The sequence below is a fragment of the Lysinibacillus sp. NPDC094403 genome (assembly GCF_050278745.1).
Classification (GTDB): Bacteria; Bacillota; Bacilli; order Bacillales_A; family Planococcaceae; genus Lysinibacillus.
The window spans coordinates 745,738-763,804 of sequence record NZ_JBNNTL010000001.1 but is presented as its reverse complement, the minus strand read 5'-3'; the positions used below and the strand labels follow the sequence as shown (position 1 = coordinate 763,804).

The window sequence follows — 18,067 nt, the reverse complement described above, 5'->3', positions numbered from 1 at the left end:
TTTATCGACATCCAACGTCCCAAGAACAAAAAAATCACACACAAAACTGTGCGTGACATCCAATCAACTGATTCACATAGCAAGCATCCTCTGACATGTCGCTTTAATCTAATTGATAAACGTAATTTTAACAACTGGGTTTTGTCTGTGCGAAAGCGTAGCGACAGCAACAGCAACAAAGCAAAGGAAGTGGCTCGACGCTCGCCTACAGGAAAGCGAGTAGCCTGAACGGCAATCATTCTTATTTAAAGCGCCAAAACATTCCCAAATATTTCCTAACCTATTTCCTAACCATCTTGTTTTGCAACAAAAAAAAACTATTGTGCATTTTTTAATACACAATAGTTATTTCCTTATCCTTGAAACGGATAATCTTCATTTATATAAATTCGCTCACAATGTAGAGCTTTTCCTGTTTTATCATCAATCTCTACAAAGAAACCACTTAACACATCGCGTCCTTTTTTAGGCACTTCAAAACGAGATGGCATGTTTGTTTGGAATTTATAAATGACACTTTCCTTTGTCATCCCTAAAATTTCATCGTATGGACCTGTCATACCAACGTCCGTAATATAGGCTGTTCCATTTGGGTAAATACGTGCATCAGCTGTTTGCACATGTGTATGTGTACCAACGACCGCCGAGGCCTTTCCATCTAAGTGCCATCCAAGGGCAATTTTTTCACTTGTCGCTTCTGCATGAAAATCCACGAATACAAGCGGTGACGTTTTATGTGCTTCTTCGATTAATTTCTCTGCCATCGCAAAAGGATCCTCATGTGGAGGTAAAAATACTCGACCATGCAAATTAATAACAGATAAAGTAACGCCATTTTTTGAAATTTGCATCATACCTTTACCTGGGGCCTCACTTGAAAAGTTTGCAGGTCGTATTAAATAATCTGCAACATCAATAAAATCAAAAATATCTTTATTATCCCAAGTATGATTGCCCATTGTGATAACATCTACACCCATTTGCAATAGCTCATTATAAATACTTCGTGTAATTCCACGCCCTGCTGCTGCATTTTCACCATTCGCAATCACAACATCCGGACTAAATTTTTTCTTTAAACGTGGTAAATATTTTTCCACTGCATCGCGGCCAATCGAACCGACGATATCTCCAATAAATAGTACTTTCATTTGGCAAGACCACTCTTTCTTTAATTAGCACCTTTTAGTTTACCACCTACTCCTAGTAAATCGCAAAATAAAACGCAAACCTCTTTGAGTTTGCATTTTGTACAGTGACTGTAGCGATACAAGGACATGATATTTTTATAATTTACGAACATGCTCAAAATTGAAAGCAAGTAAGTGAAATTTTAGTCATTTCATGAAAAGCCGTTTTTTTATTTTATTAACCAGCTTTTTCATATACTATTTTGGGATGATTTCAGATGAATAGGTTGAAGTCATCTCCAACATATTTTGATATTCCCCATTAATAATTTGCTCCCACCATTCTTTGTTTTCCATGTACCATTGAATCGTTTGAGCAATTCCAGTTTCAAAAGTGTATATCGGTTGCCAACCTAATTGTTCTAGTTTTGTTGCATCAATCGCATATCGCTTATCATGTCCTAAACGGTCTGCTACAAACTCTATTAATGCTTCTGATTTCCCTAATGTACGAATTATGGTTTTAACTACTTCTAAATTCGTACGTTCATTATGCCCACCAACATTATATACTTCTCCATTTACACCTTCATGTAAAACTAAATCAATGGCAGCACAATGATCAAACACGTGTAACCAATCACGAATGTTTTGACCATCACCATATATAGGAACCTTTTCTTCATTTAATACACGCGAAATCGTTAAAGGAATTAATTTTTCCGGGAAGTGATACGGCCCATAATTGTTAGAACATCGTGTAATATTAATAGGCACTCTATAAGTATGGTGATACGCTTGAACTAAGAAATCAGAGGAAGCTTTACTTGCACTATATGGACTATTTGGTTGTAACGGTGTTTCTTCCGTAAAAAAAGTTGTTGGATCAAAATCCAATTCACCGTATACTTCATCTGTAGAGACATGAACAAATTTGGTAATTCCTACTTGCCTTGCAGCATCTAATAACACCTGTGTTCCTAGCACATTTGTAGAAACAAAAACCGCTGGATCTGTGATGGATCGATCTACATGACTTTCTGCAGCAAAATGCACAACATAATCAAACTTTTCTTTCTCAAATAAAGAAATAATCACATCATAGTCTACAATATCTGCTTTCACAAAATGATAATTCCCCATTTTTTCTGTATCACGGTGTTTAGTTAAATCACCTGCATATGTTAATACGTCTATATTATAAATTGCATACTCAGGGTACTTATTAACCATGTATTGAACAAAGTTTCCACCAATAAACCCAGCTCCACCAGTAACAAGAATTTTTTTCTTGATCATCTGTCTCACCTCTTTTAAACTTGTTCGACTGAAATAAAAAAACTCTACATTGTCACATGAGAGTTGTTTAATGAATGAGAAACTTCAACCAAATATTTACCATATTCTGTCTTCATTAGAGGTTGAGCAAGATCTAATAACTGCTTCTTTGTTATATATCCTCTTCTGAATGCTATTTCTTCAATGCAAGCAATATATAGCCCCTGCCTTTTTTGTATAGCCTCTACAAAGTTAGAAGCCTCTAGTAATGATTCATGCGTGCCTGTATCTAACCACGCCAAGCCTCTACCAGTAAGTTCAACCTTTAACTCACCTCTTTGCAGATATACATCTATTATAGAAGTAATCTCCACTTCGCCACGTGCTGAAGGCTTCACGTTTTTTGCGATATCCACTACTTTATTATCAAAAAAATACAAACCTGGAACGGCGTATGAAGATTTAGGGTATTCCGGCTTTTCTTCTATAGAGATAGCATTCATCTGCTCATCTACCTCTACTACACCATAGGCCCTTGGATCATTCACATAACAGCCAAAAATAATGCCCCCGGTCGATAAAGACGCAGCAGCTTGTAAACGATTGCTCCAATTAGAACCATAGAAGATATTATCACCTAATACTAATGCGACTGGTGAATCACCAATAAACTCCTCTCCAATTATAAAGGCTTCAGCAAGGCCGTTAGGATCTTCCTGAACTGCATATTCAAAGTTCATCCCTAACTTACTGCCATCTCCTAAAAGCTCCTTAAACCCTACAATATCTCGAGAAGTAGAGATAATTAGAATTTCTTTTATTCCTGCGAGCATTAATACAGAAAGCGGATAATAAATCATCGGTTTATCGTAAATGGGTAGCATTTGTTTAGAAACAGATTTCGTCAGAGGATAAAGTCGAGTACCTGAACCTCCAGCTAAAATAATTCCTTTCATCCGAAATTCACCTCTTGTCGATGTTTAAATAAACTCAAATGAAAATCCTAGATTGCTTTTTTTCAAATCACATCATAATCAGCTAACATCTTGTGAATCTCTTCTATGCTGTTGAACATCATAACATCTATTATGGATAATCCTGGTATGAAATTAAAATGAAATTGATTATATTGCTTCAATTTGTTTTTAATAAACTTTAATTCAATATTATTATCTTTATACTTTTCTTTATTGAAAAAAGATACTCCCCCTGGGGGATTAATATATTCCGTAGCGTTTAAAGCTTTTGAAATATTTAATGCCCATTCGTCAGCACTATTTATTTCTTCAACTGTAATATTCATCTCAGAAAATACTACTATTTCACAATCAAGCCCAAGATAATTACTTATTCCAAGCAAAATATTTTTATTGACATCAACTAACTTTTTAGTATCTTCATATAAAATACTATTCACTAAGTTAATTGTTTCATTGTAAAAGGGAGCTTTTTTATAGACCAATAATTGATTAAACAATGCTGTTTTCCAATCTACTTCATTGTTTATTACAATTTGATTGATTAAAGTATTTAAAGGAGCCTTTTTCACTGGTAATTTTATATAGGTGCTATCACTACCTTTACTAGTAATAATTTTATTTCTCATCATCCAGCTTTTCCTTTGAAATTGGACAGTATCAAGAATAACAAACATATCTGCTGCCTGTAACAAAGAAAAATAACCGATGTAAGGGAAGAAATATGGTTGCATAATAGCTACTCTCATTAATTTACCTTCCTTATTTATTACTTTAAAATAAAATTTCTTTATCATCTTGTTAAAAGGCTGAATTATTTTTAAATAATTCATACATCCTTTTTGGGATATTCAAGATATTCCCTTTTAACAATTCAGACATTCCGTAGATAACTATCAAATCAGGCTCAGTACCTCTCTAAACAATCCTTACAGCCTTCGTTCATAAAGTAATAAGGTAACCCATTTTCTAAACAAAATTTTTCAATTCCTCGTTTTACTAATTAACGTTTCTTTGCTTTGATTCTATGACCCCGATAATATTAATCGCAGCGTCATGTAACGTATTAATTATGTTATAAACGCCCTTAGTTATAAAAATGACTTTCAAATTTGTATTAGACATTTAAGTTCAACCTCTTTATTATTAAGTCGGTTTGCATATATAAATCAAAACTATCCAGATATTACTTGTATTTCTAGCATATCCTTAATTTTATTTAAATCATTAAACATCATGACATCAATAATTGAGAGGCCAGGAATAAAATGTTTATCAAATTGTTTGTATGGGGATAAGTTGGGCTTTACAAAATATATATATATGCCATTTTTTAGATATTTTTCCTGACTATAAAAATCTTTACCACCAATAGCATTAATATAGGTAGTAGCATTTAATGCTTTAGACACTTTAATGCCCCATTCATCTGCCGAATTGGCCGATTCAATAGCAGGAAATTTTTCCGACAATATTGTTATATCTGTTTTTATGCATAATAGGGAACAAGTTTTGCGAAGGAGTATTGTATTAAATTCACTTAAATTATTATGACTACTATTAGGTATACAGTCATTTAAGAAATCTAAAACATAGTTAAAATATGGAGCTTGTTTATAATATAATAATTGATCAAAAAGCTTTTCTTGCCAATTAATATTATTGTTTATTAAGATATCTTTAATTTTTGTTTCTCTTGGAGATTTACTTATAGGGACATTGATAAAAACACTTTCTTTTTGCTCGTTCAAAATTCTATTTCTAGATATCCAGCCTCTTCTAATATGTTGTGCATTATCAAAAATAACGAATTCATCTACAGAATTTATCAATTGAAAATATCCTAAATACGGAAAAAAATAGGGCTGCATTAAAGCTACTCTCACTCAAATCCCCCCTTATGACTTAATAATAGTTACAATTTTATCTATATCATCTAGATTTAAATCAGAGTACAGTGGTAAAGTTAGGACTCTTTCTGCTATAAATTTTGCAACTGGCGTTTCTCTGGTATTAAATCTATTTTTATAGCATTCAAAACTATTTGTTAAGGGGTAAAAATACTTTCTAGTTAAAATATTATTTTTTTTTAATTTTTCATGAACTTCGTCACGGGAAAGTTTGAACCCATCAAATAATACAGGAAAGTATGCATAATTGCTTTTCACAGACTCGGGAGGAAGAGATAGTTGGATTCCTTTAACTCCACTAAGGTGTTCGACATATCTATTATAGACTTTTTTTCTCTTTTTAATTTCTTGATCTACACTTCGAAGGTTGCAGATGCCCATAGCTGCCTGAAATTCATTCATTTTTGCATTACCGCCAATATACTCTATTGTTTCTGGTCCAGTAATACCAAAGTTTTTATGTGCATTTATTACATCTTTGAAACTAGGGTCCTTAAAAGTTAATGCTCCACCCTCAATCGTATGAAAGACTTTTGTAGCATGGAAACTGAACATGGATACATCACCATAGTTTGCGATCCCTTCATCATCGATTGTAATACCAAAAGCATGTGCAGCATCATAAATTACTTTAAGATTATACTTATTTGCTATTCTATTAATTTCAGCAACATCACAAATATTACCATAAACATGAACAGGAATTATCGCCGACGTTTTATCTGTTATCAAATCCTCGAGGTTGTCAGTTTGGATTGTATAGTTATCTGGATCAATATCACAGAAGACAGGTGTCAGTCCATTTCTAACAATCGCATGGGTAGTGGATGCAAAAGTAAAGGGCGTTGTAATCACTTCCCCTGTTAAATTTAAAGCTGCGATGGCATACTCTAACGCAAGATGCCCATTCGAAAATAGCGAAACATTAGGTGTTTTTAAATACTGTTCCAACCCCGCTTCTAGTTGTTGATGTTTTACACCCATATTAGTCAGGCATCGACTATCCCAAATACCTCTAATTTCTTCAGAAAACTCATCAAAATCAGGCATTGATGATTGCGTTATTTGAATTGGTTTCATCTTTTTCCCCTTTTAACTTCAGCTATTTATTTCTAAAAAATCTTTAACATTGATTTGTACCCCGTGTGCCATATTATCCACCTTTTTGCACCGAGAAGAATCGGAAAAAAGAGGGTAGAAAGAAATCTACCCCACCACTTTTTCGGGCGCAACTTCCATACATTTTCAGCTACACAAAAATAACTTGTGTTTTGTTAAAAAACTTTGACGAACCTTTTTTAAATACTTCGATTACTAATTGTTTTTCATACTATAAGATATGTTCACTCTCTATATTGAAATAGCTATAAGTATCAATTAATGATGCTTTTGCAGGGCTACCTTTATATATTTTTCCTTCTAGAGTATTCTTAATTACTAATGCTCCTGATGAAATAAAACAATCCTTTCCAACCTTTATTTCATCATTAAATGTACTATTTACTCCAATAAAACAATTCTCTCCAATATCGCAGTTTCCTGCAATAACTACATGTGAAGAAATAAAACAATTATCCTTAATAACAGAACGGTGTCCCACATGGTTTCCACTCCATAAAATTACGTTATTCCCTACGTTAACATGATGCTGTAATACATTATTTTCAAAGATAAAACAATTTTCTCCTATTGTTACATTTCTCCAAACAAAAGCTTTGGAGCTAATATATGTTACTAATTCATATCCCTTATTTTTCGTTTCATGATATAATCTCGTTCTTAATCTATTAAAATTAGTATAAGGAACTGCAACAAAAGCTTTATACGCAGTTACTGGATAAATTTGATGCACCTCTTCAAAAGGGACAACTGGTAAATCATAAAGCTTGTCATTTTTTATATAGTCTTTCTCAGCAGCAAAAGCTACTATTTCATATGGAGAATCGTAAGTAAAATATTCATATGCTATTTCTGCAAATTCGCCAGCCCCTACAATTACTAACTTTTCGCCATTCTTCAAAGGTTTATTCATTGTATCTATTCACCGTACCCTTTTAATGATTATTTTTTACTTCTTCTTAAATAAACATATGAATAATAATCCGTTGAAATGTTAAAACGACTCATAAAAAAATGGTATTACTGTGATGATCACACAGCAGAAAACACGTTAGTAGGTGGATTGTATATGGAGCTTACTTATAAAACTTGATTAGTAAACCTCTTCAGTTGGGACTTTCTTATTCTTTTTAAAAATTTCTTTCATCGTCGTAACTAAATAAATAAAACATTCTAATCTAAATGTTTTTGCTAACCCAATATATATCATAATGCCCGTCAAGATTTGGATACAGATTGTTACCCCGTCTGATAAGCCAAGCCATTGAATGCAAAATACAATAGCACCCATTATTACTGCTATTAATAAAGATGGCATAATATCGTTCCACTGCTCTTTCACACTATAATTAAGTAATATTAAGTTCGGATAAGCATTAAGCAACGAAGATATTATGCCAAGTACAAATGAACCTATAGCGATTGCATGGACACCTAATGGTATACTAATTATTAAAATATTTAATCCGAGTAATTTTTTTATTATTTCTAGCTTCAAAAAAATATCACTACGACCTAAAGCGTTAATTGCCTGTAAATTAGCTGCATGGATTGGCCATAGGGCATAAACAGCACAAAATATTTGTAAAAATGGAACAGCAGGTAACCATTTTTCTGTTAACAAAATCTTTACTAACGGTTCAGCGATAACAGCTAGACCTATCATCATCGGAAATACAATAAATGAGCTCGTAACAATGACTCTTCTCACCATTTCCTTTACCCTTTCCCCATTTTCTTGATGAGCTGCCAATGTAGGAAGCATGACTGATTGTATGGATCCGTTTATATTACTTACAATGAAACCTGGAAACTGTTCTCCTCTACTATAAAAGCCCAATAATATTGGACTAAACAATTTACCTATTAAAAGTCCACTTATATTCGTATAAATAGTATCAATCAACGAAGATATTAATAACTTCCATCCAAATGAAAATAATCCTATTATTCTTTCCATTGAAAAAAGTAATTTTGGTCTCCATTTGTCTGTAAACCATAAAATAACTATAACCAAAAATTGGCTTGTTAATTGCTGCACAATCAAAGCCCATACACCAAAACCATTATATGCCATTGTTATACCGAAAATCCCCGATACTAAGACTGCCCCTAAACTGCTAAAAAATAATTTCTTAAATTCCATATTTCGAGCAATGTTCGCGTTCTGAATTGAATTAATAGCACCAAAAAATAAAGTTATCGATAAAATTCTTAAAATAAGTGTTATCTGTGTTTCTTCAAAGAAAACGGCAATAATAGGCGCAGAAAAGAAAAGTACTACATATAAAATACTAGCAACAAATAGGTTCAAGAAAAAAACAGAAGAAAAGTCAACTTCATCAGCATTTTTCTTCTGAATTAAAGCTGTATTAAATCCACTTTGAATTAATACATTAGCTAACGAAATAAAAATTGCTACTAGTGCAATTAATCCAAAGTCTTTAGGTAGTAGCAAACGAGCTACCACTATCATTATTATTAATTGAAAGCTCTGCGATCCCCCCCTCTCCATCATTTTCCACAAAAGAGAAGAAAGGACTTTTGATTTTGTTATGTCATTGTCCATTAAACAAATTTCCCTTTTACAGTTTTAAGAAATTTAAAAATACTCGGACTATAATTTTCTATGAATAAAGCAATCTTCATTTTTAATCCTAGTTCTAAATATAACTCTTTAAATTCCCCTGTTTTTGCTTCTTTATAATTACCCTTTTCCAATAATAGAAATAGTTGAGACCGTTTTTTTGTTCTTTTTATTACTTCATCATATTGTTTATTTGTATAATGATTTATTTCTTCTAGCATATCTGCCATTTCATTGTAGTGTTTTTTCTTTTTTTCAATGTTTGAAAAATTTTTGGCCGTCCAAGAACCTTCGTCTCCTACTCGATATGCTGACATAATTTCATCGATATAATATACTGTACCAAGTAAAGATAAATTGATAACTAAAGGATAATCACCAACAGGGGCATTTTCTAAGAAAGCTGGCCTATTAGTTCTAAATTCCGTTGGATACAGCATGGAATTTGTTAAGAAAAGAGATCCACCGCCTTCTATTACTTCAGAAACTGTAAAGACTTTATTTCCTTTATTAGGTCTGTTGTACATTAATATTTTTTTTTCTGTTGCTGACACCACATACCCCCCGTGAACGCACAAACTACATTCAGGATGATTATCCATATAGTCTACCTGTTTTTGCAATTTATATGGATCTGTCCAGTAATCGTCACCTTCACATATCGCAATATATTTTCCTTTTGCTCTTTCAACATTAAGAGAATCTACGGCCACTCCTTTTGAATATTGGTTTTCACTTTGGTAGATAGGTTTTATCAAATCAGGGTATTTTTTTTCATATTCTCTAATTATTTTTGCTGTGTTATCTGTAGATGCATCCTCATGAATTAATATTTCAATATTAAAAGTTGTTTTTTGCATTAAAAAACTGTCAATTGCATCTGCTATATATTTTTCATGATTATAGGTTATACAGCTAACACTAACTAAAATATTATCCATTTGGATACACCCTTTCGCCAATCTCTAGCAATATGATATTCTCCCTTTTTTATCTACGTTCTAATTTCAACAAAAATTTGTAATAAATATATAAAAGTAAACCAAGTTCATATTTTAATGCAGTTAAAACAAACTTTTTCCTTAATGTATACCCTTTCATATCTACTTTTTTCAGAATAGCTTTTAATCTTTTATCTTTACACAAATTTTTTATATTTAGTATTTTCTCTGAATATCCTTTAACATTTTCTCTTCGAACTTCATTTGCTATTGAAAGGATATACATGCTAACATATCTATTCTGCAGCCTTTGTTCGACAATAGAATCTATCTTAATTTCATTCTGTAATAATTTTTTTAAAATTTGATATACCTCATGTTGTATATTTATCATACCCACCCTATAGGATGAAGTTGCAGAATTCGAATTAATCATATAGTGATAATACAAACCTTTATTTATACTAACTTTTTTGCTTTTTAATAATACTTGGACACAAAATATGAGATCTTCCATTAAAGGAATTCCTAATTCAAACTTAAAATTATAATAACTGATAAAATCTCTTTTTATTATTAGGCGACAAACGCTTCCCATAATCGTAGATGCATTACTATTTAAATTAGAACTCCCTATCATATTGGCGATAATGAGATGGACTATTTCTTCTCCTACTAATAAGTTTTGTTTGATATTTAATAAATCTGGAGTAACTTTCCCCTTATTTTCAACTAAATAGTTTCCTATACACACTTCAGCACCCGAAGATTTAACTTGTTCATATAAATTTGTATACATCCCGCGTTCTATCCAATCATCTGGATCAATAAAGCCTATATATTCACCTTTTGCAATCTCAATTCCAGCATTTCTAGATGAAGATACTCCGCCATTAGGTTTATCAACAATCTCTATTCGAATATCATTTTTTTGATATTCTTTACAAATAGACAAACTATTATCCGTCGATCCATCATTCACTAATATTATTTGAATATCTTCTAATGTCTGATTTTGTATGCTCTCTATACTTCGACGTAAGTATATTTCTGAATTATAAATTGGGACAATAACACTAACTTTAACCAATATATTCCCCCCTAAATAGAACGAGGCTACTGAAAAAATATAAAATATGCAAGTTGAACTTAAGAATCCTGCATGCTGTTATCTATACATTCGAGCTGGCCACAAATAACAGACGTTGCATTGCACTCATGCTTTTGCTACTGCGCTTTCGTCTTAGAAAAAATTTGCTAGGCGCGAATGTCCACAGTATTTCTTATTCATTTGAACTTTTTGTTCAATATATAAATATTTTTTTAGCAATTATTTGCTAATGCTTTACTTTTGTTAAAAGGAATTATTGCAGCGGAAGATGTTTTTTGAGCGAAAGGGTAGCTACGGGAACATGTGAATGCGGGCTAAGAGAGACACCGCACGAAGTGTAGGAATAGGACCGACACTCACCCGAGGAAAGGGAAGGGTCAGGTGCAAACTTTTGTTAGAAGTTTTATGAGAAATCCACTTTTTTAGTTGCCTCTAATAAAACAGTAGTGTATAAATTCATCTAAAATATATTTTAGTTGTAATAAGTAATTGCATAAAATAATTCAAGTCCTTGATACATGATCATTCCTGTAGAGAAAACAATACATATAATAACAAAAAGAGTTCTTATCTTTGTTGAAAGACTTTGTAGAATAATATGAATTAAAGGTAATATTAAAAAAGCTAATCCATATAACATACGATTAAAAATTAATACATTTTGCAAAGAACCAAGGGCTACAAATAAGTAAATTATGATAAAAGTAATATAGCGCAGTTGGCCATTAGTATAATTTAAGTGTTTTTTCTTTAAAATATAAAAACAAGCTATCATAATTATCGAAACAAATATGACGTTAACAATAACAACACGATTATCAGTAATATAACTAATTTCTCCATATAATTTTAATAAGTATCCTGCAGTTTTTAATGCTCCAATTGAAGATGATTCTAATAATTTTGATATATAATTAGCAAACATTCCCCATATTATTAACAAGGGGGCTAATTTATACATTTTCGGAGTAAAAACAAATATTCGGGCAATAAGCACAATAATTGTAGATGGGTGAATAAAAATTGGAAGTATATAGAGTGAAAACTTTAAAATACCTTTTCTCTGTTTGAATAGATCCATGTATACTGCCAGAGAGGCTATACTAAAAGCAAAGACATTTCTAATACCGGATATTGACAACACTATGTTAATCAAGGCAAAGAATAAAAAAAAGTTAATTGAAAAAGCAATCGTATTTCTTTCGCGATCAAATTTTTCTTTCAAATCACATGTAATATACGTGAATATCATATACTCAATCAATATAGTGAAAAATACTAGTAAATTATTGTAATCGAATAAAGACACAATATAGTAAATAAAATTAATTATGAAAAGTTCCTTGTATCTTCCTTGTGTAAGAGCATAGTTTATACCACCACTTCTCATTCTATCTATTTCATTGTAATGATGAAACAGATCCCACAGAGGAGGAGGTTTTATTTGTGATGCTAGAAAAGCATATGCAATTCCAAAATAGATTAAAATAAACATATACATTTTTTTATTTACTTTTATATTAATTAAGAAGCCAATTTGGTGTATTAAAACAATAATAAAAATATATAATGCAAATATTATATTCAATACCAACATAATCTATTATCCTTGCTACTTAAGTACAAACTTTCATACTTTTTTACACATTTTTGTATATCGTATTGCTTCGACATATTAAAAGAAACTTCACCGAAACGCTGCCTTAACAATACATTCTCAACCAACTTTGACATTTCTTTTGTAAGCTGTTCTCGATTCCCAACATCAACTAATAATCCATTTTGATTTTGCTTTACTATGTCTATAACCCCACCTGCTTTAGTTGTTACTATAGGCAAACCACTGGCCATAGCCTCGAGTACAGATAAAGGTAATCCTTCATAATTTGAAGTCATTATATATACATCTGCTTGGTTAAGTTCCTCTGCTACATTACTTACAATACCTTTTAAAATTACTTTTTCTTCTAGACCTAGTTCTTTAATTTGTTTTTCAATATCTAATCGAAGTTCCCCATCCCCTAAAATGGTTAACATTACATTATCATACTTTTTTGCAACATCTGAAAATGCGTTAATCATAAGATTATGATTTTTTACATGTTGCATTCTACCAGTGGTAATAAAGTTAATATAATTTGCATTTTGCTTTCTCTCTAATTTTTTAAATATTTCTGTGTTTACTCCGTTATAGATACAAGGTACTTTCTCATCTGGCAAGTCATATTCTTCACATATAGTTGTTTTTACAAAATCACATATCGCTACAGGAGTAAATGAAAAAAAACGATAAGTAATTTTCATTATTTTTTTTAGAAATCCTGTTGACTCCCTACTTGCAACACTATGAACAGTGTGGAACCTATTTTTAATACCATAAAGAATAGTAGCTGGTAAAACATATGGAACAACATTTAGATGTGTGTGTATAGTATGGGGCTTGTATTTTCTTACTACATTCGCAAATGCAAAAATAACTTTCGGATCAAAACCCAGTTTTTTATTCAAAAATTGAATATTAATATTATTCTTTTTTATGATACTTTCAAATTCCGTTCCCATTTTAGGAAATAGAGATAGTAATAACACTTCGTACTTTTGTACATCTAAATTTAAAACAATATCAATCGCAAGCTTTTCACCGCCTCCAATTCCAAGAGTCGGAACTACAATTAATACTCGTTTCCTCATTTATAACCCCTCATATATATCACAAATTTTTTTTATAATAACTTCAGTTGAATAGCAGCTTTTAATTTTATTTTGATTCCATTTAGATATTTGTCTTCTGATCGAGGGATCTTGAATCTCATTAACAGCCCTAATTATTGCAGGTACATCTCCAACATCAAATAAAACTCCGCCTTTTTGTTCAATCATTTCAGGAATAGCGCCAACTGATGTGCCGATAACCGGTAAACCGCAAGCCATAGCTTCTAAAACAACAAGGGGAAATCCCTCCGTATGAGAAGGAAACAGTAATATATCAGCATTTTTCATTTCTATTAATACGTTATCTTTAGAAACTTCTCCAATTAATTTAACATTTTCAGGAACATCGATATTTTTGTAATCATCACTTATATTACCTATTAGACGAAAGTTTATATTAGGGAAGATTTGAGATACCTCAATAATTTCATTACACCCCTTCGATCGATTCACATGACCTACAAAAATTATTGTTTTTATTTCATCAGATATATACTTTAAGCCTGAGTGATTTATATCCTTATAGTCAATAAAATTTGAAACAATAAAACTTTCTCTTTTTAATACTTTCTTAACATACTGATTTGAATCGGAATTTAAAACAAGAATCGTATCAGTATGGTTAATAAGTTCTTTAAAAATCCAAGTTGAAAATTTACTATTTAACATACTTGGTATATTACAGTGACATTGTAATATCAACTTGTAACCATTTTTCTTAATCTTTCTCGCACACAATAAATCTCTGATCATACCAGTTGTAGAACAAGAAGTGTTTAAATGAACAACATCGAATTTGTTCTTTTTCAAAGTTTTAATTAGATTAATATAAATCGAAACATTCCTCTTTATTTCTTCTAGCATTTTCTTATTATTAAAGCTATAAATTCTATCTCCTCTAACGGAAGTATTAATAACTTTTACATTTTGTTTTCTTATACGTTCGCTTTTTAAATACATCTCTGTCCAAGTTGCTATTCCTCCTGCTGGTGAAGGTAAGGGAGAAATTAATAATATGTCTAATCCATTTTTTAAATTAGTCATTTTGATTCTCTCCAAAAACCACACGATTTACATAATCTGTATACGACAAAATAATTCTAAGCACTTTATCTGACACATTTGGCATATTATAATCTACAACTCTTTTTAAATCGTAATTCTCTTGTGTCTTTAAAATCTCTAACCCTTGTAAAACTCTCTCTTTCTTCAGCCCTACCATCATGACCGTAGCCTCTTCCATTGCTTCGGGTCTTTCATGTGCCTGTCTAATATTAAGCGCTCTAAATCCAAGAATGGAAGATTCCTCACTTATCGTTCCACTATCACTTAATACGGCCTTTGCATCTATTTGAAGTTTTACATAGTCATTAAATCCCAAAGGCTTTATTATTTTTACTAAAGGATTAAACTCTATCTCCTTCGCATGAATCATCTTCAAAGTTCTAGGATGTGTACTAACTATGACAGGCATCTGATACATTTCTGCAATAGCATTTAAGCTATCTACTAAATCTAAAAAATTTGTTTCTGAATTAATATTTTCCTCTCGGTGTGCCGATACTACAAAATAATTTACTTCTTTAAGATTTAGCCTTGCTACTACATCTGATTTCTCTATATCCGCTTTTCTTGAATTGAGTACTTCTAACATCGGACTCCCCGTCTTAATAATTCGATCTGCTGGTAGCCCTTCCCTTAATAAATATTCTCTTGCAATGTCACTGTACGTTAAGTTAACATCTGAAATATGATCGACAATTTTTCTATTTGTTTCTTCTGGTACCCTTTGGTCAAAACATCTATTTCCCGCTTCCATATGAAATATAGGAATATGTCTTTTCTTCGCTGCAATCGCACATAAGCAGCTGTTTGTATCACCTAACACCAAAAATGCATCTGGTTGAATTTCCTCTAAAATAGGATCAATTTTCACTAGAATATTTCCTATTGTTTCAATAGCAGTTCCAGTAGCTGCATTTAAAAAATAATCCGGTGTCTTTAAATTGAACTCTCTAAAAAACACTTCATTTAACTCATAATCATAATTTTGACCAGTATGGACTAATACATGTTCGATAACATTTGATTTTTCTAATTTATTTATGACAGCAGATAGTCTAATAATTTCTGGGCGAGTACCTACAACAGTCATTACCTTTAGCTTCTTCACCTTATACCTCCAAATAATTTGTATCTGGTTTTTCAGGATCAAATATTTCATTCACCCACATGATTGTTACCATATCTGTGTCACCTAAATTTTCAATGTTGTGTGTATATCCCACTGGAATATCAACCACTTCCAATTTATCGCCACTGACAAAGTACTCCACTACTTCATTCGAATTAATATTTCTAAATCGAATCACACCTTGACCACTTACAACTAAAAATTTTTCATTTTTTGAATGATGCCAGTGGTTACCTTTTGTTATACCTGGTTTTGAAATATTTACTGATAATTGGCCTCTATCAGGCGTCTTAATAAATTCCGTAAATGATCCTCTTAAATCTACATTCATCTTAAGATCATAACTAAATTGATTTTCTCTTAGGAAACTTAAAAATGTACTGTATAATTTTTTTGTAAACGTGTGGGACATATTAGGAATAGAGCGTTCTTCTCTACTTTTTTTGAAGGAATAAATCAATTCTACAATTTCCCCTAGTGTCGTCTTATGGACAACTGGAATTTGGCAATAGCCTTGGATTGAGTTCTCATTCCCATTCAAGGCTTCAAGCAATTCTTCCACAACATCATCGATGTAAACTAGCTTCATTTCATGGCTAGGATCACTTACTTTTATAGGTAAATCATGTGCAATATTATGACAAAATGTTGCTACAGCACTGTTGTAGTTTGGCTTACTCCATTTACCAAATACGTTAGGCAAACGATAGACTAAAATTTTCGCACCTGTTTTTTTACTGTATTCGAAAAGCAAGTCCTCCCCAGCCTTTTTACTAATACCATAAGGATTATTTTGTTCTGCTTGAGTAGATGATGCTAGCATAACAGGGCAAGTATTTTGGTATTTCTTTAATGTATCAAGAAGAATAGAAGTAAAGCCATAGTTCACATCCATGAAATCAGACTGATCTTTCGGTCGACTTACTCCAGCAAGATGGAAAATAAAATCCGCCTCTTTACAATATTCATCTAACAAATCTACGTTTGTTTCTCTATTATATTCCAGAATATCAGTATAATTTTGGTTTCTAAGCTTTGCTATGAGATTCTTGCCGATAAACCCCTTTGAACCGGTCACTAGTATTTTCATCATAGACCCAACCTTTCAATTCTTCTTGAATATAATCAAGCTTTAATAACCTTTCTTTTATTTGCTGAATATTTAACATTTCTGTGTTGTGAGAATTGTACTCCTCTTGTATGGATAATTTTTGATCACCCTCTAAGAAGTATTTTTCGTAATTTAAGTCCCTTTTATCAGCAGGCACACGGTAAAATACTCCTAAATCTTGTGCAACCACATTTTCCTCTCTAGTAAGCAAAGTTTCATATAGTTTTTCACCATGACGAGTACCAATAATATCTATGTTATTATCCGCATTGAATAACTCCCTGATGGCATGTGCTAAATCCAACACAGTTGATGCAGGCGATTTCTGCACCATAATATCTCCTGCCTCCGCATGTTCAAATGCAAATAATACTAATTCAACTGCTTCTTCAAGACTCATTAAAAATCTAGTCATGGCAGGATCTGTGATTGTTAGTGATTGTCCATTTTTAATTTGGTCAATAAATAATGGGATAACAGAACCGCGTGAAGCCATCACATTTCCATAGCGAGTACCACATATTAATGTTCGTTTTGGATCAACTGTTTTTGCTTTTGCAATAATTACCTTTTCCATCATTGCTTTTGAAATGCCCATTGCATTAATCGGATAAGCGGCTTTATCCGTAGATAAACAAATTACCTTTTTTACACCACTTTCAATTGCCACAGTCAGAACATTATCTGTTCCAATTACATTAGTTTTCACTGCTTCTAATGGAAAGAACTCACAGGATGGAACTTGTTTTAGCGCAGCAGCGTGGAAAATGTAATCTACACCGTGCATAGCATTTTTCAAACTCGATACATCCCTTACATCGCCTATATAAAATTTCAATTTTTCATTTTTGTAAACTTTTCTCATATCATCTTGTTTTTTCTCATCTCTTGAAAAAATGCGAATTTCTTTTATATCGGTATTTAAAAATCTCTTCATAACTGCATTTCCAAATGAACCCGTACCGCCAGTTATTAATAATATTTTGTCTTTAAACAT

Annotated in this window: 16 protein-coding genes; all 16 read right to left on the bottom strand. The window is 31.9% G+C overall.

Going from position 1 to position 18,067, the window contains the following annotated elements:
• Nucleotides 1–353: 353 nt before the first annotated feature.
• The 16 genes from ACQKMV_RS03420 to ACQKMV_RS03345 all read right to left on the bottom strand — a co-directional run bounded on the left by ACQKMV_RS03420 (nt 354) and on the right by ACQKMV_RS03345 (nt 18,067).
• A complete protein-coding gene (locus ACQKMV_RS03420; protein ID WP_427502359.1) occupies nt 354–1,151 on the bottom strand; it encodes a TIGR00282 family metallophosphoesterase in 798 nt (265 codons plus the stop codon).
• Between the two features lie 237 nt (nt 1,152–1,388).
• Nucleotides 1,389–2,429: a dTDP-glucose 4,6-dehydratase gene (gene rfbB / locus ACQKMV_RS03415; RefSeq protein WP_427502358.1), complete on the bottom strand. Its 1,041-nt coding sequence runs from the start codon at nt 2,427–2,429 to the stop codon at nt 1,389–1,391.
• Between the two features lie 44 nt (nt 2,430–2,473).
• Nucleotides 2,474–3,364, bottom strand: a complete 891-nt coding sequence (gene rfbA, locus ACQKMV_RS03410) for a glucose-1-phosphate thymidylyltransferase RfbA (protein ID WP_427502357.1) — start codon at nt 3,362–3,364, stop codon at nt 2,474–2,476.
• 62 nt (nt 3,365–3,426) lie between these two features.
• Nucleotides 3,427–4,134: a WbqC family protein gene (locus ACQKMV_RS03405; protein WP_427502356.1), complete on the bottom strand. Its 708-nt coding sequence runs from the start codon at nt 4,132–4,134 to the stop codon at nt 3,427–3,429.
• A 426-nt stretch (nt 4,135–4,560) separates the two neighbouring features.
• On the bottom strand, nt 4,561–5,271 hold the full coding sequence (locus ACQKMV_RS03400) for a WbqC family protein (RefSeq protein WP_427502355.1): 711 nt from the start codon (nt 5,269–5,271) through the stop codon (nt 4,561–4,563).
• Between the two features lie 12 nt (nt 5,272–5,283).
• Complete coding sequence (locus tag ACQKMV_RS03395; RefSeq protein WP_427502354.1) at nt 5,284–6,375, bottom strand: DegT/DnrJ/EryC1/StrS family aminotransferase; 1,092 nt, start codon at nt 6,373–6,375, stop codon at nt 5,284–5,286.
• 250 nt (nt 6,376–6,625) lie between these two features.
• The gene (locus ACQKMV_RS03390) at nt 6,626–7,327 is read right to left on the bottom strand and encodes an acetyltransferase (RefSeq protein ID WP_427502353.1); all 702 of its coding nucleotides are present in this window, start codon (nt 7,325–7,327) and stop codon (nt 6,626–6,628) included.
• Between the two features lie 180 nt (nt 7,328–7,507).
• A complete protein-coding gene (locus ACQKMV_RS03385) occupies nt 7,508–8,983 on the bottom strand; it encodes a lipopolysaccharide biosynthesis protein (RefSeq protein ID WP_427502352.1) in 1,476 nt (491 codons plus the stop codon).
• Nucleotides 8,983–9,942 (bottom strand): glycosyltransferase family 2 protein, encoded by a 960-nt coding sequence (locus tag ACQKMV_RS03380; protein WP_427502351.1) that lies wholly within the window; start codon nt 9,940–9,942, stop codon nt 8,983–8,985. Before ACQKMV_RS03380 ends, ACQKMV_RS03385 begins: the two co-directional genes overlap by 1 nt.
• 49 nt (nt 9,943–9,991) lie before the next feature.
• Entirely contained in the window at nt 9,992–11,032 is a 1,041-nt protein-coding gene (locus ACQKMV_RS03375; RefSeq protein WP_427502350.1) for a glycosyltransferase, read from the bottom strand.
• Between the two features lie 493 nt (nt 11,033–11,525).
• A complete protein-coding gene (locus ACQKMV_RS03370) occupies nt 11,526–12,650 on the bottom strand; it encodes an EpsG family protein (RefSeq protein ID WP_427502349.1) in 1,125 nt (374 codons plus the stop codon).
• Nucleotides 12,638–13,744 carry a glycosyltransferase gene (locus tag ACQKMV_RS03365; RefSeq protein WP_427502348.1) on the bottom strand — a complete coding sequence of 369 codons (1,107 nt, stop codon included), beginning with the start codon at nt 13,742–13,744 and terminating at the stop codon, nt 12,638–12,640. The genes ACQKMV_RS03370 and ACQKMV_RS03365 overlap by 13 nt, the downstream gene beginning before the upstream one ends.
• Nucleotides 13,745–14,809, bottom strand: a complete 1,065-nt coding sequence (locus ACQKMV_RS03360; protein ID WP_427502347.1) for a glycosyltransferase family 4 protein — start codon at nt 14,807–14,809, stop codon at nt 13,745–13,747.
• Complete coding sequence (gene wecB, locus ACQKMV_RS03355) at nt 14,802–15,938, bottom strand: non-hydrolyzing UDP-N-acetylglucosamine 2-epimerase (protein ID WP_427502346.1); 1,137 nt, start codon at nt 15,936–15,938, stop codon at nt 14,802–14,804. The genes ACQKMV_RS03360 and wecB overlap by 8 nt, the downstream gene beginning before the upstream one ends.
• 1 nt (nt 15,939) lies before the next feature.
• On the bottom strand, nt 15,940–17,049 hold the full coding sequence (locus tag ACQKMV_RS03350; RefSeq protein ID WP_427502500.1) for a capsular polysaccharide biosynthesis protein CapF: 1,110 nt from the start codon (nt 17,047–17,049) through the stop codon (nt 15,940–15,942).
• A complete protein-coding gene (locus ACQKMV_RS03345; RefSeq protein WP_427502345.1) occupies nt 16,988–18,067 on the bottom strand; it encodes a polysaccharide biosynthesis protein in 1,080 nt (359 codons plus the stop codon). The genes ACQKMV_RS03350 and ACQKMV_RS03345 overlap by 62 nt, the downstream gene beginning before the upstream one ends.